The following is a 24698-nucleotide window of genomic DNA, read 5'->3' as shown; positions in this document are numbered from 1 at the left end:
TAGCCGTAGCTCATGCTGCTCAGCTCCCGAACGCCCCGCGTCGCCGCGCTCCTCGCCGCCGGCGCCTCGCTCGCCCTTGTCGCCGCGGCCGCGCCCGCCGAGCCGCTCGGCATCGGCGACCGGCTCTTCCCGCACCTGGGCAACCCCGGCTACGACGTCACCGACTACGACATCTCCTTCACGTACCGCGGTGACAACAACAAGCCCCTCGACGCCGTCACCAGGATCAACGCCCGGGCGACCGCCCCGCTCGACCGGATCAACCTCGACTTCTCGCACGGCACCGTCCGCTCGGTGACGGTCAACGGTGCGCGGGCGCAGTACGTCACCAAGGGCGAGGACCTGGTCGTCACGCCCGCGGCGGCCGTGACGCCGGGCCAACCGCTGAAGATCGCCGTGCGGCACACCAGCGACCCCAGGCCAGGGAAGAAGGAGGTCGGCTGGGTGCGCACCAAGGACGGCCTCGCGATGGCCAACCAGGCCGACGCGGCGCACCGGGTGTTCCCCTCCAACGACCACCCCTCCGACAAGGCGTACTTCACCTTCCGGGTCACCGCCCCCAAGGGGTACACCGCGGTCGCCAACGGGCTCCCTGTCGCGAAGAACGGCCTTCCTGCTGCGAAGAACGGCCTTCCTGCCGCGAAAACGCGACAAGGAGGAGCCACGCAGTGGGTCTACCGCACCGCCCACCCCATGGCCACGGAGCTGGCCCAGGTCTCCATCGGCCGCTCCGCCGTGCTGCACCAGGAGGGCCCGGGCGGACTTCCCGTGCGGGATGTCGTGCCGGCCAAGGACGTCAAGGCCCTGAAGCCCTGGCTCAAGAAGACGCCCGACCAGATCGCCTGGATGGAGGGGAAGGTCGGCAACTACCCCTTCGAGAACTACGGGCTGCTGATCGCCCACGCGTCCACCGGCTTCGAACTCGAGACGCAAACGCTCTCTCTCTTCGAGAGAGACCTGTTCACGCGCTCCGAGTACCCGAAGTGGTACGTCGAGTCGATCATGGTCCATGAGCTGGCGCACCAGTGGTTCGGCGACAGCGTCAGCCCCCGCTCGTGGTCCGACCTGTGGCTCAACGAGGGCCACGCCACCTGGTACGAGTCCCTGTACGCCCAGGAGAAGGCGGACCGGCCCATGGTGAAGCGGATGCGCGCCGCCTACCGCGCGTCCGACGCCATGCGCGCCGACGGCGGACCGCCCGCCGCTCCGAGGAAGCCCACGAGCGACGGCAAGATCAGTATCTTCCGGCCGGTCGTCTACGACGGCAGCGCCCTGGTCCTCTATGCCCTGCGCCAGGAGATCGGCGCGGACGCCTTCCAGCGCCTGGAGCGCACATGGCTGGCCACGCACCGTGACTCCACCGCCACCACCGCGGAGTTCGTGCGGCTGGCCTCGCGGCTGGCCGGGCGGGACCTAAGCGGCTTCTTCGACGCCTGGCTCTACGGGAAGAAGACGCCACCCATGCCGGGCCACCCGGACTGGAAGTCCGACCCGGTGTCGAAGCACTGACACGGGGAAACAATCCAGATGACGAGACGGCCCGTACCGTGCGAATATCGTCGACGTCGACGGCGCGGGCCATCGGATCGGCGCTCGCGGGAATCCCCGGGGCAGGCCGGGCGTTGTCAGAGATGACGGGTGGGACATCCGTCGCGTATCCCGTATCCCACAGACGTAAGGATCCAATGACCTCCTCTTCTTCCCCTTCCCAGGACGCGCAGAACATGGTGCAGAACCACACCGAGAGCCTTCGGGCCGATGCCCTGATGGAAGAGGACGTCGCCTGGAGCCACGAGATCGACGGAGAGCGGGACGGCCAGCAGTTCGACCGCTCCGAGCGCGCGGCTCTACGCCGTGTCGCCGGCCTCTCCACCGAGCTCGAGGACGTCACCGAGGTCGAGTACCGACAGCTCCGTCTGGAGCGTGTGGTCCTCGTCGGCGTGTGGACGTCGGGAACGGTTCATGATGCGGAGAACTCCCTCGCGGAGCTCGCCGCCCTCGCCGAGACGGCCGGCGCGCTCGTGCTCGACGGCGTCATCCAGCGCCGCGACAAGCCGGACGCGGCGACGTACATCGGCTCCGGCAAGGCCCAGGAGCTGCGCGACGTCGTGCTCGAGACCGGAGCGGACACCGTCGTGTGCGACGGTGAGCTCAGCCCCGGCCAGCTCATTCACCTCGAGGACGTCGTCAAGGTCAAGGTGGTCGACAGGACCGCCCTGATCCTCGACATCTTCGCCCAGCACGCCAAGTCCCGAGAGGGCAAGGCGCAGGTCGCGCTCGCGCAGATGCAGTACATGCTGCCGCGCCTGCGTGGTTGGGGTCAGTCGCTGTCCCGGCAGATGGGTGGCGGTGGCTCCGGCTCCTCGGGCGGCGGTATGGCCACCCGTGGTCCCGGTGAGACCAAGATCGAGACGGACCGGCGTCGGATCCGCGAGAAGATGGCGAAGATGCGCCGTGAGATCGCGGAGATGAAGACCGGGCGCGACATCAAGCGCCAGGAGCGCCGCAGGCACAAGGTGCCCTCGGTGGCCATCGCCGGGTACACGAACGCCGGCAAGTCCTCGCTCCTCAACCGCCTCACGGGCGCGGGCGTCCTGGTGGAGAACTCGCTGTTCGCCACCCTCGACCCGACCGTGCGCCGGGCCGAGACCCCGAGCGGCCGGCTGTACACGCTGGCCGACACGGTCGGTTTCGTACGGCACCTGCCGCACCACCTCGTCGAGGCGTTCCGCTCGACCATGGAGGAGGTCGGCGACTCCGACCTGATCCTGCATGTGGTCGACGGTTCGCACCCGGTGCCGGAGGAGCAGCTCGCCTCCGTGCGCGAGGTCATCCGCGACGTCGGGGCGACGAAGGTGCCCGAGATCGTGGTGATCAACAAGGCGGACGCGGCCGACCCCTTGGTGTTGCAGCGGCTGTTGCGCGTGGAGAAGCGCGCCATCGCCGTCTCGGCCCGCTCGGGTCAGGGCATCGAGGAACTGCTCGAGCTCATCGACGCCGAACTGCCGCGCCCCGCGGTCGAGATCGAGGCCCTCGTGCCGTACACGCACGGCCAGCTGGTCGCGCGGGCGCACGCCGACGGCGAGGTGATCTCCGAGGAGCACACCCCGGAGGGCACGCTCCTGAAGGCACGCGTCCACGAGGAACTCGCGGCGGAATTCGCGCCGTACGTTCCCGCGGCGGTCGCGGGCTGACGGCTCGTACCGAAGTACCGCACATAGCTGAGCCCCTCTCCGGTCGACCGGAGAGGGGCTCAGCCATGAGACCGGCCGCCTGCGCGGCGCGTGCTTACTGCCCGGCGAACTTCCTGCTCACCGAGTCGTAGATCCCCTTGGCCTCCTTGCCGAGCCGCGGGCCCGCGAGCCAGCCCGCGGTCACCGGGCCGATCGAGGTGTTGGACACCAGGGCCGGCTTGCCGTCGGAGCCCTCGGCGACCCAGCCGCCGCCGGACGAACCGCCCGTCATGGTGCAGCCGATGCGGTACATCGTCGGGTCCGTGTCGCTCAGCGAAAGACGGCCCGGCCGGTCAGCGCACTGGTACAGCTTCTGCCCGTCGAACGGCGCCGCCGCCGGGTAGCCCTTCGCGGTCAGCTGCGCGACCTTCGGCACCGCCGGCGCGTTGAAGTCCACCGGGAGCGCCGAACCCACCGTCTCCTCCAGGGACTTGGTGGTGCCGCCCTTCTCCGGTGTCACATGGATCACCGCGAAGTCGTACGAAGCGCCCGCTCCGCCGCTCGGGCCGCCCTGCGCGATCCACTGGTCGGACGTCAGCGCCGCGTCGCCCCACCACACTCCGTACGGCGCGACCTCGTTCCTGGGCGCGTTCTGCAGCTCCTGCGCGGACTTGCCGCTGTCGTTGTACGAGGGCACGAACGCGATGTTGCGGTACCAGCCGCCGTTCTTGCCCGCGTGCACACAGTGGCCCGCCGTCCAGAGCATGTTGGACTTGCCGGGGTGCGCCGGGTCGGTGACCACGGTCGCCGAGCAGACCATCGAGCCCTTGGGGCCGTCGAAGAACAGCTTGCCCGCGTACGGGGCGTTCGCGTGGTACGGAGTGGACACGCCCGCGGCCGCCACCGGCTTCGGCTCCGGGTCCGTCACACCCTGGTCCCCGGAGAGGTCGTTCTCGTCGACCTCGCCACCGGTGGGCTTGTCGGCGTCCCGCATCCGGTTGGAGTCCCACAGCCCGTCGATGATCGGGTTGACGAAGTCCTGCGCCTCACGCAGCCACTTGTCCTTGTCCCAGTTCCTCCACTCGCCGTCCTTCCACTTGTCCGGGTCGATCCCGTGCTCCTTGAGCCGGTCCCCGATGTCGTCCGGGATCTTGAACTTGCCATCGCCCGCGGAGGCCGAGGCGGTCGGCTTGTCGTTCGCGTTGTTCTCGCCCGGACCGCACGCCGTGGCGGTCAGAGCGACCACGGCACCGAGCGCGACCGCCGCCGCCACGGGGGACGTTCTGCTTCGCGCGCCTCGAGTGCGGCGCGCGGCGAACTGCGGGCGTATGGGTCGCATGTCGTGAATCCCCCTGGGCTTCGAAAAGTTGAACTGTCGTACGCGTGCGGTGGGGACGAGGCGAACCCCGCCGTCTCCGAACGGCACACCACCCTATGCCGGTGCCGTCGGGGACGGCCGACGGAACAGCAACGGTTCCGTCACGGAGGGATCTTGCGGCCGGTACGCGTCGTTACGGGGCCGCGCGCTCCGGGCGCACGGTGAGGGAGCGGCGGCCGCGGTGACCCGCCGGCGCCGAGGACTGCCGGCAAAGGTCCCCTCATGAGTCCCGTACGAGCCGTGTTCCTCCGCCCGTCCCGTCGTTGGTACGTACGGGGGAACCGCAGTCGGCGTTCAGTGCGCGCCGACTCGCCCCGCCGATCGGTGAGTCGAGGGGCCTTTTCGGCCGTATATCCAGCGGGAGGACCAACAGCCGTGGCGGTGACCGATCCTGTGCCTGTGACCGATCCTGAGACCGTGGTGGTGCCGGCCCCGCATGGCGGGGGGACACACAGGAGCCCTGTCCACGACACCGTCGCGCACGAGGGGATCCTGCGCCGTCAGTGCGCGCGGGAGTCCGCGGCGCGCACCTATGCGCGCGCCCTGCCGATCGTGCCGGTGCGGGCCCGCGGGCTCACCATCGAGGGCGCCGACGGCCGCCGCTATCTGGACTGTCTGTCCGGCGCGGGGACCCTCGCGCTCGGCCACAACCACCCGGTGGTGCTCGAGGCCATCCGCAAGGTGCTCGACTCGGGCGCGCCGCTGCACGTGCTCGATCTGGCCACCCCGGTCAAGGACGCGTTCACCACCGAGCTGTTCCGCACGCTGCCGCCCGGACTGGCCGACCGGGCCCGCATCCAGTTCTGCGGGCCCGCGGGCACCGACGCCGTCGAGGCCGCACTGAAGCTGGTCCGCACCGCCACCGGCCGCTCGGGCCTGCTCTCCTTCGCGGGTGCCTATCACGGGATGACCGCGGGGGCGCTCGAAGCGTCCGGCGGCGCGCAGGACGTCCGGGTCACGCGCCTCCCGTATCCGCAGGACTACCGCTGTCCCTTCGGTATCGGAGGCGCACGCGGCGCCGAACTCGCCGCCCGCTGGACCGAGTCGCTCCTCGACGACACCAAGTCCGGGGTGCCACAGCCCGCGGGCATGATCCTCGAACCGGTTCAGGGGGAGGGCGGCGTCATCCCCGCCCCCGACGCCTGGCTGCGCCGGATGCGAGCCGCCACCGAGCACCGCTCGATCCCGCTGGTCGTCGACGAGGTGCAGACCGGCGTCGGCCGCACCGGCGCCTTCTGGGCCGTGGAGCACAGCGGTGTCGTGCCCGACGTCATGGTCCTGTCCAAGGCCATCGGAGGCAGCCTGCCGCTCGCCGTGGTCGTCTATCGGGACGACCTCGACGTCTGGCCCCCGGGGGCGCACGCGGGCACCTTCCGCGGCAACCAGCTCGCCATGGCCGCGGGCGCCGCCACCCTCTCGTATGTCCGCGAGAACCGCCTGGCCGACCGTGCCGCCGCCCTCGGTGCGCGCATGCTCGACCAACTCCGGGGTCTCTCGGGCGAGTTCGACTGCGTCGGTGAGGTCCGCGGGCGCGGCCTCATGATCGGCGTGGAACTCGTCGACCCGGAAGGCGCTGGTCCCGCCCACGCCGCCCCGGAACTCGCCGACGACCCCCTGCTCGCCGGGCCCGCCCCGCTCCCGGCCGCACCCCAACTCGCCGCCGCCGTCCGCGAGGCCTGCCTGCACCGCGGCCTGATCGTCGAACTCGGCGGCCGCCACTCCAGCGTCGTACGCCTGCTACCTCCCCTCACCATCACCGACGAGCAGGCCGCGGCCATCGTGGACCGGCTCGCCGACGCCCTGGCGGCCGTCGCCCGCACCCGCCGTCACGAGTCGTAGGAGCGCCCGACGACAGACCGCCAGCAGCGACGGCAGTGACGTGCCGGACCGGCCGGACCACTGCCTCACGGAGCCCACCACCCCACGCTAGGAAGCCAGTTGAACGCCACCCCCGCACCCGACGGCCGTCCCCGTCCCACCGTCGGCGGATCCTGCGACACGCAAGCCCCGCGCGCCCAGGAGCGCGACTCGGTCCCGCGGCAGCAGGGCGGCGACCAGGAGGCCGATCGTTCCCGTACGCCCGCCGTCGATCTCCTGGAGCACCCGGACCCCGCGACCGCCGCCCAGCTGGCAGCGGTCGAGAACCTGCTGCGCTGCTGGGTGCGTGAGAACAACATCGCTCCTCCTCCCTTCGGCGCGCTCCGCATCCCGCTGCCCGCGAGCGGCACCGTCCTCCTCGTCCCGGTCCACTACTGGTCGCTCTCCGGCTGGCACCGCTTCGGCCTGCCACACCTGGAGCACGCGCCTCCGCACGCCCCCGGCGTGGACGCCGTCGCACTCGCCGCCCTCCTGAGCAGAGAGTCGGCCCAAGGCGAACCCGCAGCTCCGGCCGCCCCCACGTCCTCCGGTGACTCCGCCCAAGGCGCTCCCACCCCCGGCGGTGACAGCGGTGAGCTGGTGGTCCGTGTCGCCGACTCGCTGCGCCGTACCACCGACTTCATCGCGGACCGCCGCGACCGCCCCGAGGATCGGGCCGACCCCTTCCTCGCCGCGGAGCAGGCGCTTCTCCTCGGGCACCCGCTGCACCCGACTCCGAAGAGCCGCGAAGGGCTCTCCGACGCCGAAGCGGCCCGCTACTCACCTGAGTTGCGCGGCTCCTTCCCCCTGCACTGGATCGCCGTCTCCCCGGACGTCCTCGCCCACGACTCGGCCTGGTCCGAGGGCGGCCGCGCCCGCCCCGCCGCCGAGCTCACCTCCGATCTGGCAGGGCCCGGGCTCTCGCTCCCCGCAGGGCACGCCGCGCTGCCCGTGCACCCATGGCAGCTGCGGGAACTGCGTGACCGCCCCGCCACCGCCGCCCTCCTGGACGCCGGGCTGCTGCGCGACCTGGGCCCGCACGGCGAGCACTGGTTCCCCACCTCCTCCGTCCGCACGCTGTACCGGCCCGGCGCGCCGGCCATGCTCAAGCTCTCCCTCGGGCTGCGCATCACCAACTCCCGCCGGGAGAACCTCCGCAAGGAACTCCACCGGGGCGTCGAGGTCCACCGGCTCCTCGGCACCGGTCTCGCGGAGCAGTGGCAGGCCGCGCACCCCGGCTTCGACGTCGTCCGCGACCCGGCCTGGCTCGCCGTCGACGGACCGGACGGCGAACCCGTGCCGGGCCTGGACGTGATGATCCGCACCAACCCCTTCCGCTCCCGCGACGACGCGGTGTGCGTCGCCGGATTCGTCTCTCCCCGGCCGACCGCCGACCCGGCCGACCCCACCGGCCACCCGGTCATGAACTCCCGCCTCGCCGACACCGTGACCCGGCTCGCGGCCCGCACCGGACGGACCCGTGCAGCCGTGTCCGCCGAGTGGTTCCTGCGGTATCTGGAACACGTCGTACGCCCCGTGCTCTGGCTCGACGGCGAAGCCGGCGTCGCCCTGGAGGCCCACCAGCAGAACACCCTGCTGCTCCTGGACACCGAAGGCTGGCCCGTCGGCGGACGCTCCCGGGACAACCAGGGCTACTACTTCCGCGAGTCCCGCCGCGCCGAACTCGAACAGCGCCTGCCGGGCATCGGCACACACAGCGACACCTTCGTCGACGACGACGTCACCGACGAGCGATTCGCCTATTACCTCGCCATCAACAACATCCTCGGCCTGATCGGAGCCTTCGGTTCCCAACGGCTGGCCGACGAGCAGCTGTTGATCGCCGCGTTCCGCCGCTTCCTCGGCGAGGCCGCCACCGGACCGAACCGGCAGCGCAGCACACTGCCCAGCCAGCTGCTCGACTCACCCACGCTGCGCTGCAAGGCCAACATGCTCACCCGGCTGCACGGCCTCGACGAACTCGTCGGCCCCGTCGACACCCAGTCCGTCTACGTCACCATCGCCAACCCCTTTCATTCCCGTCGTACCTGAGAGAGGAGCGTCGCCGTGCCTCCCACCGATGCGAGCACCGACGCCGACACCACTCCCACCACCGACCGCCATGCGCCCGCCCCACCCGCTGAGAGCGGAGAGCGCGCCGACGACGCCGACAATGCCGACAACGCTGACAACGTGCAGGGCGGCCAAGGCGTGCAGGGCGCGGAGCACGCAGAGCACGCAGAGCACGCAGAGCACACGAGGAGCGCGGACGGCGCGGACAGCGCCGACTTCCAGGACACCCTGGACCTGCGGCTCCCCGACGAACTGCTCGCGCTCTTCGCGGAGGCGGAGCAGGACGGCGGGCACCGAGCCACCCCCGATCTCAGCGCCGCGACCGAGCACGACCTGCTGGACGACGTGGGGGAGTGGGGACCGGTCACCACTCCCTCAGGCGTGTTCCAACTCGTCCCGGTGCGCGTCGAGCGAGACCTGGCACTGATCAGCCGCTGGATGAACGACCCCGCAGTGGCGGCCTTCTGGGAGCTCGCGGGACCCGACACCGTCACCGCGGAGCACCTCGCCCCCCAACTCGACGGCGACGGGCGCAGCGTGCCCTGCCTCGGTGTCCTCGACGGCGCCCCCATGAGCTACTGGGAGATCTACCGCGCCGACCTCGACCCGCTGGCCCGCCACTACCCCGCCCGCCCGCACGACACCGGAATCCACCTCCTCATCGGTGGCGTCGCCAACCGCGGACGAGGGCTCGGCACCACGCTGCTCAAAGCCGTCGCCGACCTCGTACTCGATCATCGCCCGCGCTGTGCGCGCGTCGTTGCGGAACCCGACCTTCGCAACACCCCCTCCGTCTCCGCTTTCCTGGGCGCGGGATTCCGCTTCTTCGCCGAGGTGGACCTCCCCGACAAGCGGGCCGCGCTCATGGTCCGTGACCGCGCCCTGCGCAACGTGCTCCAGGCCAGTCACTCTCAGTAACGAACCTCGACCCGATCCGGTTCCCGTCCGAGGAGTCCCCGTGCCGAATCCGTCCGTCGCCCCGAGTTCCGAAGAGCCGACCGAGCTGTACGACCCGCCCGAGCTCACATCCGGGAACTGGGACAGGGCGGGCGCCCGGCTGCTGGCCAAGCTGATCGGCGAATTCGCCTACGAGGACATCCTGCGACCCACGGCCCTCGCCCCGGACGGCCCCGGCCCCTGTCGTTACGCTCTGTCCCTGCCTGCCTGCCGGTCCGGCGGGGAGGGAGCGCCCGAAGCCGGCGCGAGGGAGATCGGCGGCACCGTCCACTTCCGTGCCCGCCGCGGCGCGTACGGAAGTTGGCAGGTCGACCCGGCGAGCATGGAGTGGGAACCCGAACTGCCGGGCGGCGGACGTGAGGAACGCGAGCCCTTCACCGACCCGCTCGCCTTCCTCCTCCGCGCCAAGCACGTCCTCGGCCTCGACGGCAGCACCCTCGGCCACCTCGTCCGCGAACTCACCGTCACCCTCGCCGCCGACGCCCGCCTCGACCACACCGCGCTCACCGCGGCACAACTGGCCGAACTCGGATACGCCGACCTCGAAGGGCACCAGACCGGCCACCCCTGGCTCGTCCTGAACAAGGGCCGTCTCGGGTTCTCCGCGACCGACACCGCACGCTGGGCGCCTGAATCACGCCGCCCCACCCGCCTCCCGTGGATCGCCGTGCACACCGGCCTCGCCACGTACCGGGGCGTCGCGGGACTGGAGGACCCCGCCTCCCTCTATGGCGGCGAACTCGACGCGCCGACCCGGACGTTGTTCGAGCAGGCGCTCCGCTCGCGCGGCCTGGACCCGGCCGCGTATCTCTATCTCCCGGTGCACCCCTGGCAGTGGGACGACATCGTGCTGCCGCTCTTCGCGCCGTCGATCGCCACGAACGACATCGTTCCGCTGCCCACGGACGGTGATCTGCGCCTGCCCCAGCAGTCCATCCGTACCTTCCTCAATACGGCCCGCCCCGACCGGCACACAGTGAAGTTGCCGCTTTCCATCTTCAACACCCTTGTCTGGCGCGGGCTTCCGACGGAGCGCACCTGGGCCGCGCCCGCCGTCACCACATGGGTGCACGCTCTGCGCGATGCCGACCCCTTCCTGAGCGAGGAATGCCGGGTCGTCCTGCTGGGCGAGGTCGCTTCCGTGACCGTGGAGCACCCGCTGTACGACGGTCTCGACGAAGTCCCCTACCAGTACAAGGAATTGCTGGGCGCGATCTGGCGCGAGCCCCTCACCCGGCACCTCGCTCCTGGAGAACGCGCTCGAACGCTCGCCTCCTTGTTGCACGTCGACACCGAGGGGCGCGCGTTCGTCGCGGAGCTGGTCGCACGGTCGGGCCTGGACCCGAAGACGTGGCTTCGTAGGCTCTTCGTGGCCCTGCTGCCCCCACTGCTGCGCTTCCTCTACCGCTACGGGACCGTCTTCTCTCCGCACGGAGAGAACGCCATCGTCGTCTTCGACGACCAGGACGTGCCCGTGCGGCTCGCGGTCAAGGACTTCGTGGACGACGTCAACATCAGCTCGGAGCCGCTGCCCGAGCACGACTCCATGCCGGACGACGTGCGCGAGGTCCTGCTCACCGAGGACCCCGCGTTCCTGACCCAGTTCATCCACTCGGGACTCTTCGTCGGCGTCTTCCGCTATCTGGCGCCGCTGTGCGAGGAGCAACTCGGGCTCCCCGAGGACGAGTTCTGGTCTCTCGTACGCGCCGAGATCCTGCGCCACCACGCGCGCTTCCCGGAGCTCAAGGAGCGGTACGAGATGTTCGACCTGCTCACCCCGGAGATCGAGCGCCTGTGCCTCAACCGCAACCGGCTGCACCTCGACGGCTACCGTGACCGCGCCGACCGCCCGCACGCCGCCGTGCACGGCACCGTGGCCAATCCGCTGCATCAGCCGTGATCGCCGGATTGTCAGTGGGTCCGTTTAGGGTGGTCGAGCTATGACGAAGCCCTCACTCCCCGAGCTCCTGCACGCCGCCGTCACCGCTGTCGGCGGCACGGAGCGCCCTGGCCAGGTCACCATGGCCGAGACCGTCGCCGAGGCGATCGACGACGGTTCCCATCTGCTCGTCCAGGCGGGCACCGGCACAGGCAAGTCCCTGGGCTACCTCGTGCCGGCCCTGGCTCACGGGGAGCGCGTCGTCGTGGCGACCGCCACGTTGGCGCTGCAGCGCCAGCTCGTGGAGCGGGACCTGCCGCGCACGGTGGAGTCGCTCCACCCGCTGCTGCGGCGCAGACCCAATTTCGCCATGCTCAAGGGCCGGTCGAACTATCTGTGCCTGCACCGCCTCCACGAGGGCGTACCGCAGGAGGAGGAAGAGGGCCTCTTCGACCAGTTCGAGGCGGCCGCGCCCACCAGCAAGCTCGGCCAGGACCTGCTGCGCATGCGCGACTGGGCGGACGAGACGGAGACGGGCGACCGGGACGACCTCACCCCCGGCGTCTCGGACAAGGCCTGGTCGCAGGTCTCGGTCTCCTCGCGCGAGTGCCTGGGCGCGTCGAAGTGCGCCTACGGCCAGGAGTGCTTCGCCGAGATGTCGCGGGAGCGCGCCAAGCTCGCCGACGTCATCGTGACCAACCACGCGCTGCTCGCGATCGACGCCATCGAAGGCGCGCCGGTCCTCCCGCAGCACGAGGTGCTGATCGTGGACGAGGCGCACGAGCTCGTCTCGCGGGTGACCGGGGTGGCGACGGGGGAGCTGACCCCCGGCCAGGTCAACCGGGCGGTGAAGCGGTCGGCGAAGCTCGTCAACGAGAAGGCGGCGGACCAGCTGCAGACCGCCTCCGAAGGCTTCGAGCGGGTCATGGAGCTGGCCCTGCCCGGCAGACTCGAGGAGATCCCCGAGGACCTCGGCTACGCGCTGATGGCGCTGCGCGACGCGGCCCGTACGGTGATCACCGCGATCGGCACCACGCGCGACAAGTCGGTCCAGGACGAGGACGCCGTCCGCAAGCAGGCCCTCGCCGCTGTGGAGAACATCCACGACATGGCGGAGCGGATCACGAACGGCTCGGAGTGGGACGTCGTCTGGTTCGAGCGGCACGACCGCTTCGGCGCCTCCCTGCGTGTCGCCCCCATGTCGGTGTCCGGCCTCCTGCGGGAGAAGCTCTTCACCGACCGCTCCGTCGTCCTGACCTCGGCGACACTGAAGCTCGGCGGCGATTTCAACGGGGTGGGTGCCTCCATGGGCCTGGCCCCCGAAGGCACCGAGGGCGAGGACCTTCCGGTCTGGAAGGGCGTCGACGTCGGATCGCCGTTCGACTACCGCAAGCAGGGCATCCTCTACGTCGCCAAGCACCTGGCGAAGCCGACGCGCGACGGCACGCGCACGGACATGACGGACGAGCTGAGCGAGCTGATCCAGGCGGCCGGCGGCCGCACGCTCGGCCTGTTCTCGTCGATGCGGGCGGCCCAGGCGGCGGCCGAGGAGCTGCGCACGCGGATCCCGGAGTTCCCGATCCTGTTGCAGGGTGAGGACACCCTGGGGGAGCTGATCAAGGCCTTCGCGGCGGACCCGGAGACCTGTCTGTTCGGCACCCTGTCGCTGTGGCAGGGCGTGGACGTACCGGGTCCGAACTGTCAGCTGGTCGTGATGGACAAGATCCCGTTCCCGCGGCCGGACGACCCGCTGATGAGCGCGCGCCAGAAGGCGGTCGAGGAAGCGGGGGGCAACGGCTTCATGGCCGTGGCCGCTACGCACTCGGCACTGCTCATGGCACAGGGCGCGGGCCGTCTCATCCGGGCCACGGGCGACCGCGGCGTGGTCGCGGTCCTGGACCCCCGCCTGGCGACGGCACGCTACGGCAGCTATCTGAAGGCCTCGATGCCGGACTTCTGGTTCACGACGGACCGGAACCAGGTGCGGCGCTCCCTCTCGTCGATCGACGCGGCGGCGAAGAAGGCGGACGCGGAGAAGGACGTGGAGAGAGACGTGGAGAACTCGGACGCGGAGTAGTACCCGGACCGCAGCACGCACGGGACCTGGCGCGGACAGCGCTGGGCCCCGGAACCGGCGCAGGTGGTTCCGGGGCCCGGTCAGGGAGGAGCGTCAGACGCGCCGCAGAACGGCTACCACCTTGCCGAGGATCGTCGCCTCGTCGCCGGGAATCGGCTGGTACGCGGAGTTGTGCGGCAGGAGCCAGACATGGCCGTCCTCCCGCTTGAAGCGCTTGACCGTGGCCTCGCCCTCGAGCATCGCGGCGACGATGTCACCGTTCTCCGCGACGGGCTGGCGGCGGACCGTGACCCAGTCCCCGTCACAGATCGCGGCCTCGATCATCGAGTCGCCGACGACCTTCAGGACGAACAGCTCACCGTCACCGACGAGCTGCCGGGGGAGCGGGAAGACGTCCTCGACGGACTCCTCGGCGAGGATTGGGCCACCGGCGGCGATCCGGCCCACCAGGGGCACGTACGAGGCGGCAGGCTTGCCCGCGGTGTCCGTGGGCTGCGCGCTGGGCTGGTCCGAGCCGCGGACTTCGTAGGCGCGCGGGCGGTGCGGGTCGCGGCGCAGGAAGCCCTTGCGCTCGAGCGCCATCAGCTGGTGCGCGACCGACGACGTGCTGGACAGGCCGACCGCCTGGCCGATCTCCCGCATGGACGGCGGGTATCCCCGACGCTGCACCGAGTCACGGATGACCTCGATCACGCGGCGCTGCCGATCCGTGAGCCCCGAGCTGTCCGCGCGGATCCCTGGTGGCCGGCCGGGCAGGGAGCGCCCCGGCTTGGGGCCCTCCTGACTCATGGCTGTGTCATTCATGGCATGCACCGGCTCGAGTCGGCCCTGGGCGCGGCCCTGGGCAGTGATGGTGGCACTGTCTGCGGTCGTGGTCACGTCGGTCGGCCCCTCTCGAGAATGTCTCCCTAGCTAGCCAACGGTAGTTCCTTTCGAAAGGTTGCGCCAAACACACGTTCGAGTGAAAAACCGTTGATTGCTTGTCGTGATCATGCACCTGGGTGTATGGCGGCCTCGAAGCGGAGTGTCGATTCAGCCGATCCGGTACGCTTCTCGGCTGGAGTCGAGGTTCGGCCCGTGAGTCCCACAGTCTGCCACTCGCCTCTCCGTCAACCAGGCACCGCCCTCGTTTTTCCTTGTGTCGTGCCGGTACGGATCCGAGCGCCTCTCGGCCCCGGCCGCCCCGGGTGCGACGCGTTCCGCCCCCGCGACACGCGCGACACGCGCTAGGGCCTCAAAATGCGACCGAACCCCAGATGTAGTGGTTGGATTGGATCCGCAGCCCAGAAGTTGTGGTCCCCGGTCCATCTCGGCCGTGGTCATCGCCTATGCTTGGGGCTGCTTCGGGAGACGTGAACCAGCCTCCCGGGGTCATCGAGTCGTGCCGTGAAGGAGGGTTGGGAGTTCATGCACTGCCCCTTCTGTAGGCATCCCGACAGTCGTGTCGTCGACAGCCGCACCACCGACGACGGCACGTCCATCCGTAGGCGCCGTCAGTGTCCGGACTGCTCCCGTCGTTTCACGACGGTGGAGACGTGCTCGCTGATGGTCGTGAAGCGGAGCGGGGTGACCGAACCCTTCAGTCGCACCAAGGTCATCAATGGCGTACGCAAGGCGTGCCAGGGGCGTCCGGTCACCGAGGACGCCCTCGCCCAGCTCGGCCAGCGGGTCGAGGAGGCGGTGCGCGCCACCGGAAGTGCCGAGCTGACCACTCATGACGTGGGCCTGGCCATACTCGGCCCGCTTCAGCAGCTGGACCTCGTCGCCTACCTGCGGTTCGCGTCCGTGTACCGGGCGTTCGACTCGCTGGAGGACTTCGAGTCGGCCATCGCTGAACTGAGGGAACAAACGCCCGGCGCCGAAACGGACGGCGCGGGCGAAGAGCGCACACAGAGCGAGTGCGGGCCCGGAGGGACTGTGGAAGTCCCCGTGCCCGCCCACGCCGCCGACTGACGGCCACGGGCCGGGCGGCGGCGACCCCAAAGACCTGTTGCGGGCGGCAAGAGCGGCGGCCGCAACACAAGACAGACACCGTGCGCGGGAAGATCCGGGCACTTTAGGGCGTTTTAGCCCGATATATGGGAGGCGGCATGACAGAGACGGCGAGCGGCCCGGCACGAGGCTCCCGGGCCAAGGGAGCCAAGGCCAACAAGGGTCTGCGTGTCGAGCGCGTCCACACCACCCCCGGCGTGCACCCGTACGACGAGGTGGAATGGGCGCATCGTGACGTCGTCATGACCAACTGGCGCGACGGCTCGGTCAACTTTGAGCAGCGTGGCGTCGAGTTCCCCGAGTTCTGGTCGGTGAACGCGGTCAACATCGTCACCAGCAAGTACTTCCGGGGCGCCGTCGGCACCCCGCAGCGCGAGGTGAGCCTCAAGCAGCTCATCGACCGCATCGTGAAGACCTATCGGAAGGCCGGCGAGGACCACAAGTACTTCGCCTCGCCCGCCGACGCCGAGATCTTCGAGCACGAGCTGGCGTACGCCCTCCTGCACCAGATCTTCAGCTTCAACTCGCCGGTGTGGTTCAACGTCGGCACGCCGCAGCCCCAGCAGGTCTCCGCCTGCTTCATCCTGTCCGTCGACGACTCCATGGAGTCGATCCTCGACTGGTACAAGGAAGAGGGCATGATCTTCAAGGGCGGCTCCGGTGCCGGCCTGAACCTCTCCCGGATCCGCTCCTCCAAGGAGCTGCTCTCCTCCGGCGGCAACGCCTCGGGTCCCGTCTCCTTCATGCGCGGTGCCGACGCCTCCGCAGGAACGATCAAGTCGGGTGGCGCCACGCGCCGCGCGGCCAAGATGGTCATCCTCGACGTCGACCACCCCGACATCGAGGGCTTCATCGAGACCAAGGTGAAGGAAGAGGAGAAGATCCGCGCCCTGCGCGACGCGGGCTTCGACATGGACCTGGGCGGCGACGACATCACGTCCGTCCAGTACCAGAACGCCAACAACTCGGTCCGCGTGAACGACGAGTTCATGAAGGCCGTCGAGTCCGGCTCGAAGTTCGGCCTGCGCGGCCGTATGGACGGCGAGGTCATCGAGGAGGTCGAGGCCAAGTCCCTCTTCCGCAAGATGGCCGAGGCCGCCTGGGCCTGCGCCGACCCGGGCATCCAGTACGACGACACCATCAACCACTGGCACACGTGCCCGGAGTCCGGCCGCATCAACGGCTCGAACCCGTGCAGCGAGTACATGCACCTGGACAACACGTCCTGCAACCTCGCCTCGCTGAACCTGATGAAGTTCCTCAAGGACGACGGCCTGGGCAACCAGTCCTTCGACATCGAGCGCTTCTCGAAGATCGTCGAGCTGGTCATCACCGCGATGGACATCTCCATCTGCTTCGCGGACTTCCCGACGCAGAAGATCGGCGAGAACACCCGCGCCTTCCGTCAGCTCGGCATCGGCTACGCGAACCTGGGCGCCCTGCTCATGGCGACCGGCCACGCCTACGACTCGGACGGCGGCCGTGCCCTCGCCGGCGCCATCACGTCGCTGATGACGGGTACGTCCTACAAGCGCTCGGCCGAGCTCGCCGCGGTCGTCGGCCCGTACGACGGCTACGCGAAGAACGCCACCCCGCACAACCGCGTCATGAAGCAGCACGCCGACGCCAACACGGCGGCCGTCCGCATGGACGACCTGGACACCCCGATCTGGGCCGCCGCCACGGAGGCCTGGCAGGACGTCATCCGCCTCGGCGAGAAGAACGGTTTCCGCAACGCCCAGGCGTCGGTCATCGCCCCGACCGGCACCATCGGTCTCGCGATGTCCTGCGACACCACCGGTCTCGAGCCCGACCTCGCCCTGGTCAAGTTCAAGAAGCTGGTCGGCGGCGGCTCGATGCAGATCGTCAACGGCACCGTGCCGCAGGCCCTGCGCCGCCTGGGCTACCAGGAGGAGCAGATCGAGGCGATCGTCGCCCACATCGCCGAGCACGGCAATGTGATCGACGCCCCGAGCCTCAAGCCCGAGCACTACGAGGTGTTCGACTGCGCCATGGGTGAGCGCTCCATCTCCGCGATGGGCCACGTCCGCATGATGGCGGCCATCCAGCCCTGGATCTCCGGCGCGCTCTCCAAGACGGTCAACCTGCCGGAGACGGCGACCGTCGAGGACGTCGAGGAGGTCTACTTCGAGGCCTGGAAGATGGGCGTCAAGGCGCTCGCCATCTACCGCGACAACTGCAAGGTCGGCCAGCCCCTCTCCGCCAAGAAGAAGGAGCAGGAGAAGGCCGAGGTCACCGAGAAGACCGAGGCGACGATCCGCGAGGCCGTCGAGAAGGTCGTCGAGTACCGCCCGGTCCGCAAGCGCCTCCCGAAGGGCCGTCCCGGCATCACCACCTCCTTCACGGTGGGTGGCGCCGAGGGCTACATGACCGCCAACTCCTACCCGGACGACGGTCTCGGCGAGGTCTTCCTGAAGATGTCCAAGCAGGGCTCCACCCTCGCGGGCATGATGGATGCCTTCTCCATCGCCGTCTCGGTCGGCCTCCAGTACGGCGTGCCGCTGGAGACCTACGTCTCGAAGTTCACCAACATGCGCTTCGAGCCGGCCGGCATGACGGACGACCCGGACGTGCGGATGGCGCAGTCGATCGTCGACTACATCTTCCGCCGCCTGGCGCTCGACTTCCTGCCCTTCGAGACGCGCTCCGCGCTCGGCATCCACTCCGCCGAGGAGCGCCAGCGTCACCTGGAGACGGGTTCCTACGAGCCCAGCGAGGACGAGGTCGACGTCGAGTCCCTGGCCCAGTCGGCGCCCCGCGCCCAGGAGTTGAAGGCCGTCGAGACGCCGAAGGCCCAGGACGCCGCCGCGCAGTCCGTGCCGCAGCAGGCGCACACCAGCGCCGAGCTCGTCGAGATGCAGCTGGGCATCCAGGCCGACGCCCCGCTCTGCTTCTCCTGCGGAACGAAGATGCAGCGGGCCGGCTCCTGCTACATCTGCGAGGGCTGCGGCTCGACCAGCGGTTGCAGCTGATCGGGCTGAACGCCTGATCGGGCTGGACGCCTGAACCGAAGGGCGGCGGAACCATCACGGTTCCGCCGCCCTTCGGCGTGGGCCACCGGACCCCGCAGGGGGCACGGCGGATGTGCTTACAGCGCGCCCATCGCCGCGGCGAACGCGTTCAGGTCCCCGTCGTCGAAGCCCCGGACCGCCTCGTGGAACGACCATGCCCCGTCGGCATCCCGCGTGAACTCCGCGATCGTGGTCGCGGCGGCGCCGGAGACCACCGCGAAGTCGTGCTCCGACAGGTCGGTGTAGCCCTCTCTGATCCGGACCGCCGTGTTCGCGATGTCCCCGAACACCTTGGCGCGGCCGGGCTCCTGCTCGTCCTGCTGGATGGCCACGCCCACGACCACGCGCGCGTACGAGGGCGCGAGTCGATCCAGTTCGAGCGTCATGACCTCGTCGAACCCGAAACCCTGGCCGGTCCTGCTGTCCCGGTTGAGCGTGATGGTCCCGTCGGGCGAACGGCTGTCGAAGTGAACGACGTACACGGGGCTGCCGTGCGGGTCGTCGCCCGTGTACGTCGCGGCGATCAGGTCCAGGTCATGGGGAGGCGAGCCCATGGGGCTCGGGTCCCACTTCAGGCCGATCTCGATCTTCTCGATTCCCTTACGAAGGCTGCTCACCGAACTCCCCCTCCTCGGTGCGATGTTGAGTACTACGGACACGCTACGTGGTCCCACTGACAACAACACGACCATCCCCTCAGGGCGTCTCGACCGTGGGTTCGGGACCACCCCGGCAAGTGGCCGGCGCGCCGTACGATGGCGCGGTGCTGGTCAAGTGGATTCGTTGCACTGTGGTGGATCGTCGGGGTTTCGAGCGGGGACAGCGGAAATGGGCGGGGCTTCTGGGAGAGCCAGGATTCCGAGGTCAGGGTGGAGGCTGGAGCAGGCAACGGCCCGATGTGGCGCATGTCTTCGGCTTCTGGGAGAGCCGCGCCTTCTACGACTCCTTCATGGCGCGCTCCCATGACCGGCTCGCGGCCGCGCAGTCGGGGACGTACAAGAACATCCAGGTGAAGCTCTTCGACCATCGCTTCGACGTGAAGACCGGGTTCGAGCCGCGGTTCACGGACGCGGACGTGGTGCGGGTGGCGCACTGCACGGTGCACGCCGAGCGGGCCGAGCACTACACGTTGATGCAGCAGAAGGTGTGGAACCCGGCGATGGCCGGATCGCCGGGCATGGTGCGTGGGCTGTTCGGTGACGCCCCGGGGGACGAGTTCCTGGTCCTCTCCATGTGGCGTTCGGCGGCCGAGCACGGCAAGTACCAGGTCGACCGGGTGGAGCGGCTTTCGGCGCGCGCCCAGACGGACGCCGACATCGCGGCCATCACGGGGGACATCGTGGATCTGGAATCGACCTGGACGGTCTGAACGCGTGACCACGCGCGCGTGCACGTCCGTCGACCGCCGATCCACACGACCTCCGCCACACCACCCGCACGGGTGCTCGACGCCGCCCGGCGATCTAGGGTCGTGTGCATGGCACGACCGCGGCGCATCGTTCTTGTCCGGCACGGCGAATCCGAAGGCAACGCCGACGACACCATCTACGAGCGCGAGCCCGATCACGCCCTGACGCTCACCGACAAGGGGTGGCGCCAGGCCGAGAACACCGGCGAGGACCTCCGGCGGCTGTTCGGACGCGAACGGGTGAGCGTGTACGTCTCGCCGTACCGGCGCACCCACGAGACCTTCCGCGCCTTCCGGCTCGACCCCGACCTCGTACGCATCCGGGAGGAGCCCCGGCTCAGGGAGCAGGACTGGGGAAACTGGCAGGACCGCGAGGACGTGCGGCTGCAGAAGGCCTATCGGGACGCCTATGGGCATTTCTTCTACCGATTCGCCCAGGGCGAGTCCGGGGCGGACGTGTACGACCGGGTGGGTGCGTTCCTGGAGAGTCTGCACCGCAGCTTCGAGGCCCCGGACCACCCGCCGAACGTCCTGCTCGTGACGCACGGACTGACCATGCGGCTGTTCTGCATGCGCTGGTTCCACTGGTCCGTCGCGGATTTCGAGTCCCTGTCGAACCCCGGGAACGCGGAGACGCGGTTGCTCGTTCTCGGGGAGAACGGGAGGTACAAAATGGACCGCCCGTTCGAACGATGGCGCGAACCGGAATCGTACGGAGTCACCGGATAGAGTGGCAGAGCGATGACCGCTGACTCCTCACCCGACGGGCGCTTGAACCGCGCCCTGTCCAGCCTGCGCGGACTCTCCGTGGGAGACGCGCTGGGATCACAATTCTTCGTTCCGGCGAACTATCCGCTGCTCAAGACCCGCGCACTGCCGGACGGCACATGGCAGTGGACCGACGACACCGAGATGGCCGCCTCTGTGGTGGCTGTCCTGGCGGCCCACGAGCGCGTCGACCAGGACGAGCTGGCGCGATCGTTCGCGGAGCGCCAGGACGTCGAGCGCGGGTACGGCCCTGCCGTGAACCGGCTGCTTCAGCAGGTCCGTGAGGGCGACGACTGGCGGGCCCTGGCCTCCGCGCTGTTCAACGGTCGGGGGTCGTGGGGGAACGGCGCGGCGATGCGGATCGCGCCGCTCGGCGCCTATTACGCCGACGATCCCGAGCAGGCCACGCACCAGGCCGAGATCTCCGCCTATCCGACGCACCAGCACCGGGAGGCCGTCGTGGGTGCGATGGCCGTGGCGGCCGCTGCCGCCCTGGTGGCCGACCCCGCGGGGCCTCCCGCGCCGCAGGACCTGCTGGACGGCGTGATCTCGCTCGTGCCGCGCAGCGCGGTGGGCGCCGGTCTGCGCCGAGCCAAGGACATGCTCGACTACGGGGACCCGTCCACGGTGGCTGCGGTCCTCGGCTGCGGCCGGAGGACGACGGCGCACGACACCGTGCCGTTCGCCGTCTGGTCGGCGGCGCGCGGCCTCGGTGACTTCGAGGGCGCCTTCTGGAGCACGGCCCAGGTCGGCGGCGACATGGACACGACCTGCGCGATCGTGGGCGGCATCGTCGCTTCCGGCGCGGACGGGGCGCCCTCGGCCGAGTGGCTCGGACGGACCGAGGCACTGCCGGCCTGGGCGCCGACCGCGTAGGGCACGGAACAGGTCCGGGGGAGTACCCCTCAGACCGCGGCCCCGGACTTCCCGCTCAGTGCCTCCAGGTCACTCTTGCGGACCTGGATGACGAACACGGCGATGAGCGCCGCCACCACGGCCAGTGCGGCGGCCGCTATGAAGGCATTGCCGATGCCGTGAGCCAGCACCGAGTCGTTCCATGGAGCGGGCAGCCGGTGGGTCCTGGCGAACTCGGCCTTCTGCTCCGGTGAGCCCTCGGCGAGGAACTTCGGGATCTGCTTCTTGGCCTCGCTCTCGCTGGCGCTGCTGAAGATCGTGGTGAGGACCGACAGACCGAGGGCGCCACCGACCTGCTGCGTGGTGTTGAGCATGCCCGACGCCGCACCGGACTCGCTGTCGGCGATGCCGGAGACCGCCGTCAGGGTCAGCGTGACGAAGTTCAGGCCCATGCCGAAGCCGAACAGGAGCATCGGGCCGAGAATGCCGCCGAGGTAGGAGCTGCCCGGGTCGATGAGCGTCAGCCAGCCCATCCCTGTGGCGGTCAGCACGCAGCCCACCGTCATGAAGGGCTTGGGGCCGAGCCGGGGCAGCAAGTTCGTGGCTATCCCCGCGCCGAGCACGATGGCGGCGGTCACCGGCAGGAAGGCGAGGCCGGCCTTGACCGGGCTGTAGTGCAGCACGTTCTGCACGAAGAGCACGATGAAGAAGAACATGCCGAACATCGCCGCGGCGAGGCTCAGCATCATGGCGTAGGTGCCGGACCGGTTGCGGTCCCTGAACAGCTTCAGGGGCGTGATCGGCTGGCTGGTGCGCCTCTCGATGGCCACGAAAGAGATCAGCAGGACCGCGGCCGCACCGAAGGACGCGATGGACAGCCCGTCGCTCCAGCCTTCGGAGGCGGCACGGATGAATCCGTACACGAGGGCGGCCATGCCGAGGGTCGAGGTGAGGGCTCCCGGCAGATCGAACCGGCCGGGGTGGCGCTGCGATTCGTTGATGTAGCGGGGAGCGAGGAGGGCGATCAGTACGCCTATGGGTACGTTGACGAACAGTACCCAGCGCCAGTCCAGCCAGTCGGTGAGCATGCCTCCCGCGAGCAGACCGACGGCGCCGCCACCTGCGGAGACGGAGGCGAAGACCCCGAACGCCCGGTTCCGCTCGGGCCCTTCGGGGAACGTGGTGGCAATGAGTGCCAGCGACGTGGGCGACGCGATCGCGCCACCGACGCCCTGAAGCGCGCGGGCCGCGAGCAACTGCCAGGGTTCCTGGGCGAATCCGCCCAGGAGCGAGGCGAGGCTGAACAGGGCGATACCGGTGATGAACATGCGGCGGCGTCCGAGCAGGTCGCCGGCCCGTCCGCCAAGGAGCAGCAGTCCGCCGAAGGTGAGCGCGTAGGCGTTGATCACCCAGGTCAGATTGTTGGTGGAGAAGCCCAGTGCCGTCTGGATGTGCGGCAGGGCGATGTTCACGATGGTGGCGTCGAGCACGACCATCAGCTGGCATGCGGCGATCACGGTCAGCGCGATGCCGGGCCGGGGTCGGCGCGCGGTGGCGCGGGGCTTGATGGGTGGAGCCGGATGTGCCTGGACCTGATCCTGTGTCACGAGCGATCCCCCATGGGCAAGATTAGAGAACGGTGACGTTCCCTGTCCGGGATCGTAGTGGCATCGTCATAGTGAACACAAGCGTTCTTTATGGGAGTTGGGGATGGGGCGGCAGAACCTTGCCGTCGACCCATCGAAAGGAGGGGGTGAAGCCTGAGATGCTCGGTGGTGGCTCCCCATCAGTGCACGTGAGCGTGTGCTGAGCTCGCTGCCGCGCGTCCGAACCGCTCTCGGACGGCTCAACGGAGAGATGATGATGGTTAGTTCACGTCGGACGGTCGCCCCCGCTCAGGCGGCCTCCGCGCTTCGCAGGCGTGGCCCCGTGCTGGAACGGGCCATTCTGGAAGCCGCGTTGGATCAGCTCAGTACGGTCGGCTGGAACGGCCTCACGATGGAAGGTGTCGCCGCGGGCGCGCAGACCGGTAAGGCCGCGGTATACCGGCGGTGGCCCTCCAAGGAGGACCTCGTCGTCGACGCGCTCCAGGCGGGACTGCCCGCGTTGGACGCGGCGCCCGAGTGCGGAAGCGTGCGGGAGGACCTGCTGGAGCTGTGCCGCCGCCTGCGGGCGGCCATGTACTCGCGGCCCGGTTACGCGCTCCGCTCCGTGCTTCACGAATGCGACACCCTCACCGCCGAACGCTTCCATGCCGTGATCACCGAAGGCGTCATCGAGCCCAGCGTCGAGCTGATCAAGGAAGTCGTGCGCCGCGGTGTTGAGCGCGGCGAGGTGCGCCCGGACGTCGACGAGGCGAGTGTGTGCGACGTGATTCCGGCGCTGATGATGTATCGCTCGAAGGTGTGCGGAAGCGAATGGGAAGAGGTGGATCTGGTGCAGATGATCGACCACGTGATGGTCCCGTTGTTGCGTCGGAGGACGCTTTGAGGTGAGCCGGGTGTCGCGACGGTACCCGGGCGGCGTACGCTGTCTGCCGCCATGCCGTACGAAGCACCCACCCACACCGTCGAGCGCTCACTGCGCGCCACCACCGGTGCCAAGATCATTGCTGGTGTCGACGAGGTCGGTCGCGGTGCCTGGGCCGGTCCGGTCACCGTCTGCGCAGCCGTCACAGGGCTGCGCCGTCCGCCGGAGGGCCTCACCGACTCCAAGCTGATCAGCCCCAAGCGCCGCGAGACCCTCGCGGTCGAGCTGGAGAGCTGGGTGTCCGGGTATGCCCTGGGGCACGCCTCGCACGAGGAGATCGATGAGCTGGGGATGACGGCAGCCCTCCGGCTCGCCGCCGTGCGAGCCCTCGAGGGCCTGCCGGTGCGGCCGGACGCGGTCATCCTCGACGGCAAGCACGACTACCTGGGTGCCCCCTGGCAGGTTCGTACGGTGATCAAGGGGGACCGTTCCTGCATCGCCGTCGCCGCGGCGTCGGTGATCGCCAAGGTCCGCCGCGACAAAATGATGGCCGAACTGGGCATCGACCATGCAGACTTCGGGTTTGCGGCGAACGCCGGATACCCGTCGCCGGTGCATCGCGCCGCGTTGGAGGAACGGGGGCCCACCCCGTACCACCGGCTTTCGTGGGCATATCTTGATGCGCTGCCCCAGTGGCGGCACCTCAAGAAGGCCCGCAGTTGGGCGGATGTCGGCGTTCCGGAGATCGAGGGGCAACTCGGCTTCGACTTCTGACCGCCG

Annotated in this window: 18 protein-coding genes; 14 read left to right on the top strand and 4 right to left on the bottom strand. The window is 69.6% G+C overall.

Annotated features, from left to right (window positions below):
- Nucleotides 1–12: 12 nt before the first annotated feature.
- Nucleotides 13–1509: a M1 family metallopeptidase gene (locus tag ACNYS0_RS12020; protein WP_422473120.1), complete on the top strand. Its 1497-nt coding sequence runs from the start codon at nt 13–15 to the stop codon at nt 1507–1509.
- Nucleotides 1510–1685: 176 nt separating this feature from the next.
- The gene (gene hflX / locus ACNYS0_RS12015) at nt 1686–3194 is read left to right on the top strand and encodes a GTPase HflX (protein WP_422410541.1); all 1509 of its coding nucleotides are present in this window, start codon (nt 1686–1688) and stop codon (nt 3192–3194) included.
- A gap of 94 nt (nt 3195–3288) precedes the next feature.
- Here hflX and ACNYS0_RS12010 read toward each other — a convergent pair whose 3' ends face one another.
- A complete protein-coding gene (locus tag ACNYS0_RS12010; protein WP_422473118.1) occupies nt 3289–4512 on the bottom strand; it encodes a trypsin-like serine peptidase in 1224 nt (407 codons plus the stop codon).
- A gap of 459 nt (nt 4513–4971) precedes the next feature.
- On the opposite strand from ACNYS0_RS12010, the gene ACNYS0_RS12005 reads away from it, so the two are divergent.
- From ACNYS0_RS12005 to ACNYS0_RS11985, 5 genes are all read left to right on the top strand, one after another.
- Nucleotides 4972–6390: a diaminobutyrate--2-oxoglutarate transaminase family protein gene (locus ACNYS0_RS12005; protein ID WP_422482602.1), complete on the top strand. Its 1419-nt coding sequence runs from the start codon at nt 4972–4974 to the stop codon at nt 6388–6390.
- A 99-nt stretch (nt 6391–6489) separates the two neighbouring features.
- Entirely contained in the window at nt 6490–8460 is a 1971-nt protein-coding gene (locus ACNYS0_RS12000) for an IucA/IucC family protein (RefSeq protein WP_422473116.1), read from the top strand.
- 15 nt (nt 8461–8475) lie between these two features.
- The gene (locus ACNYS0_RS11995) at nt 8476–9399 is read left to right on the top strand and encodes a GNAT family N-acetyltransferase (RefSeq protein ID WP_422473114.1); all 924 of its coding nucleotides are present in this window, start codon (nt 8476–8478) and stop codon (nt 9397–9399) included.
- Between the two features lie 40 nt (nt 9400–9439).
- Nucleotides 9440–11338 (top strand): IucA/IucC family protein, encoded by a 1899-nt coding sequence (locus ACNYS0_RS11990; RefSeq protein ID WP_422473112.1) that lies wholly within the window; start codon nt 9440–9442, stop codon nt 11336–11338.
- A gap of 40 nt (nt 11339–11378) precedes the next feature.
- Nucleotides 11379–13394 (top strand): ATP-dependent DNA helicase, encoded by a 2016-nt coding sequence (locus ACNYS0_RS11985; RefSeq protein ID WP_422473110.1) that lies wholly within the window; start codon nt 11379–11381, stop codon nt 13392–13394.
- 93 nt (nt 13395–13487) lie between these two features.
- Here the strand turns inward: ACNYS0_RS11985 and lexA are convergent, their stop codons facing one another.
- On the bottom strand, nt 13488–14273 hold the full coding sequence (lexA, locus tag ACNYS0_RS11980; protein ID WP_327661174.1) for a transcriptional repressor LexA: 786 nt from the start codon (nt 14271–14273) through the stop codon (nt 13488–13490).
- A 528-nt stretch (nt 14274–14801) separates the two neighbouring features.
- Here lexA and nrdR point away from each other — a divergent pair.
- Nucleotides 14802–15347, top strand: a complete 546-nt coding sequence (gene nrdR, locus ACNYS0_RS11975) for a transcriptional regulator NrdR (RefSeq protein WP_385765903.1) — start codon at nt 14802–14804, stop codon at nt 15345–15347.
- Nucleotides 15348–15484: 137 nt separating this feature from the next.
- A complete protein-coding gene (locus ACNYS0_RS11970) occupies nt 15485–18379 on the top strand; it encodes a vitamin B12-dependent ribonucleotide reductase (protein ID WP_422473108.1) in 2895 nt (964 codons plus the stop codon).
- A 116-nt stretch (nt 18380–18495) separates the two neighbouring features.
- On the opposite strand, the gene ACNYS0_RS11965 is transcribed toward ACNYS0_RS11970, so the two are convergent.
- Nucleotides 18496–19035 carry a TerD family protein gene (locus ACNYS0_RS11965; protein ID WP_422473107.1) on the bottom strand — a complete coding sequence of 180 codons (540 nt, stop codon included), beginning with the start codon at nt 19033–19035 and terminating at the stop codon, nt 18496–18498.
- A 146-nt stretch (nt 19036–19181) separates the two neighbouring features.
- Between ACNYS0_RS11965 and ACNYS0_RS11960 the strand changes: the two genes are divergently transcribed.
- From ACNYS0_RS11960 to ACNYS0_RS11950, 3 genes are all read left to right on the top strand, one after another.
- Nucleotides 19182–19787 carry a YdbC family protein gene (locus ACNYS0_RS11960; RefSeq protein WP_422410554.1) on the top strand — a complete coding sequence of 202 codons (606 nt, stop codon included), beginning with the start codon at nt 19182–19184 and terminating at the stop codon, nt 19785–19787.
- A gap of 108 nt (nt 19788–19895) precedes the next feature.
- Nucleotides 19896–20555, top strand: coding sequence for a histidine phosphatase family protein (locus tag ACNYS0_RS11955; protein WP_422473105.1), 660 nt, complete (start codon nt 19896–19898; stop codon nt 20553–20555).
- A gap of 12 nt (nt 20556–20567) precedes the next feature.
- Complete coding sequence (locus ACNYS0_RS11950; protein ID WP_422473103.1) at nt 20568–21470, top strand: ADP-ribosylglycohydrolase family protein; 903 nt, start codon at nt 20568–20570, stop codon at nt 21468–21470.
- Between the two features lie 29 nt (nt 21471–21499).
- Here the strand turns inward: ACNYS0_RS11950 and ACNYS0_RS11945 are convergent, their stop codons facing one another.
- Nucleotides 21500–23056 carry an MFS transporter gene (locus ACNYS0_RS11945; protein ID WP_422473101.1) on the bottom strand — a complete coding sequence of 519 codons (1557 nt, stop codon included), beginning with the start codon at nt 23054–23056 and terminating at the stop codon, nt 21500–21502.
- Nucleotides 23057–23312: 256 nt separating this feature from the next.
- On the opposite strand from ACNYS0_RS11945, the gene ACNYS0_RS11940 reads away from it, so the two are divergent.
- A complete protein-coding gene (locus tag ACNYS0_RS11940; RefSeq protein ID WP_422482600.1) occupies nt 23313–23939 on the top strand; it encodes a TetR/AcrR family transcriptional regulator in 627 nt (208 codons plus the stop codon).
- 51 nt (nt 23940–23990) lie between these two features.
- The gene (locus ACNYS0_RS11935; protein WP_422473099.1) at nt 23991–24692 is read left to right on the top strand and encodes a ribonuclease HII; all 702 of its coding nucleotides are present in this window, start codon (nt 23991–23993) and stop codon (nt 24690–24692) included.
- Nucleotides 24693–24698 lie beyond the last annotated feature (6 nt).

This window comes from Streptomyces anthophorae, from assembly GCF_049310305.1.
GTDB lineage: Bacteria > Actinomycetota > Actinomycetes > Streptomycetales > Streptomycetaceae > Streptomyces.
Note: the sequence above shows the minus strand (reverse complement) of the source record. Positions and strands in the feature narration are given on the sequence as shown.

Bases quoted from the DNA above. Each gene is read 5' to 3' on its own strand.
- hflX (WP_422410541.1), top strand. From the start codon at position 1,686: ATGACCTCCTCTTCTTCCCCTTCCCAGGACGCGCAGAACATGGTGCAG.
- ACNYS0_RS11985 (WP_422473110.1), top strand. From the start codon at position 11,379: ATGACGAAGCCCTCACTCCCCGAGCTCCTGCACGCCGCCGTCACCGCT.
- ACNYS0_RS11940 (WP_422482600.1), top strand. From the start codon at position 23,313: ATGGTTAGTTCACGTCGGACGGTCGCCCCCGCTCAGGCGGCCTCCGCG.
- nrdR (WP_385765903.1), top strand. From the start codon at position 14,802: ATGCACTGCCCCTTCTGTAGGCATCCCGACAGTCGTGTCGTCGACAGC.
- ACNYS0_RS12010 (WP_422473118.1), bottom strand. From the start codon at position 4,512: ATGCGACCCATACGCCCGCAGTTCGCCGCGCGCCGCACTCGAGGCGCG.
- ACNYS0_RS12020 (WP_422473120.1), top strand. From the start codon at position 13: ATGCTGCTCAGCTCCCGAACGCCCCGCGTCGCCGCGCTCCTCGCCGCC.
- ACNYS0_RS11970 (WP_422473108.1), top strand. From the start codon at position 15,485: ATGACAGAGACGGCGAGCGGCCCGGCACGAGGCTCCCGGGCCAAGGGA.
- ACNYS0_RS11955 (WP_422473105.1), top strand. From the start codon at position 19,896: ATGGCACGACCGCGGCGCATCGTTCTTGTCCGGCACGGCGAATCCGAA.
- ACNYS0_RS11950 (WP_422473103.1), top strand. From the start codon at position 20,568: ATGACCGCTGACTCCTCACCCGACGGGCGCTTGAACCGCGCCCTGTCC.
- ACNYS0_RS11935 (WP_422473099.1), top strand. From the start codon at position 23,991: ATGCCGTACGAAGCACCCACCCACACCGTCGAGCGCTCACTGCGCGCC.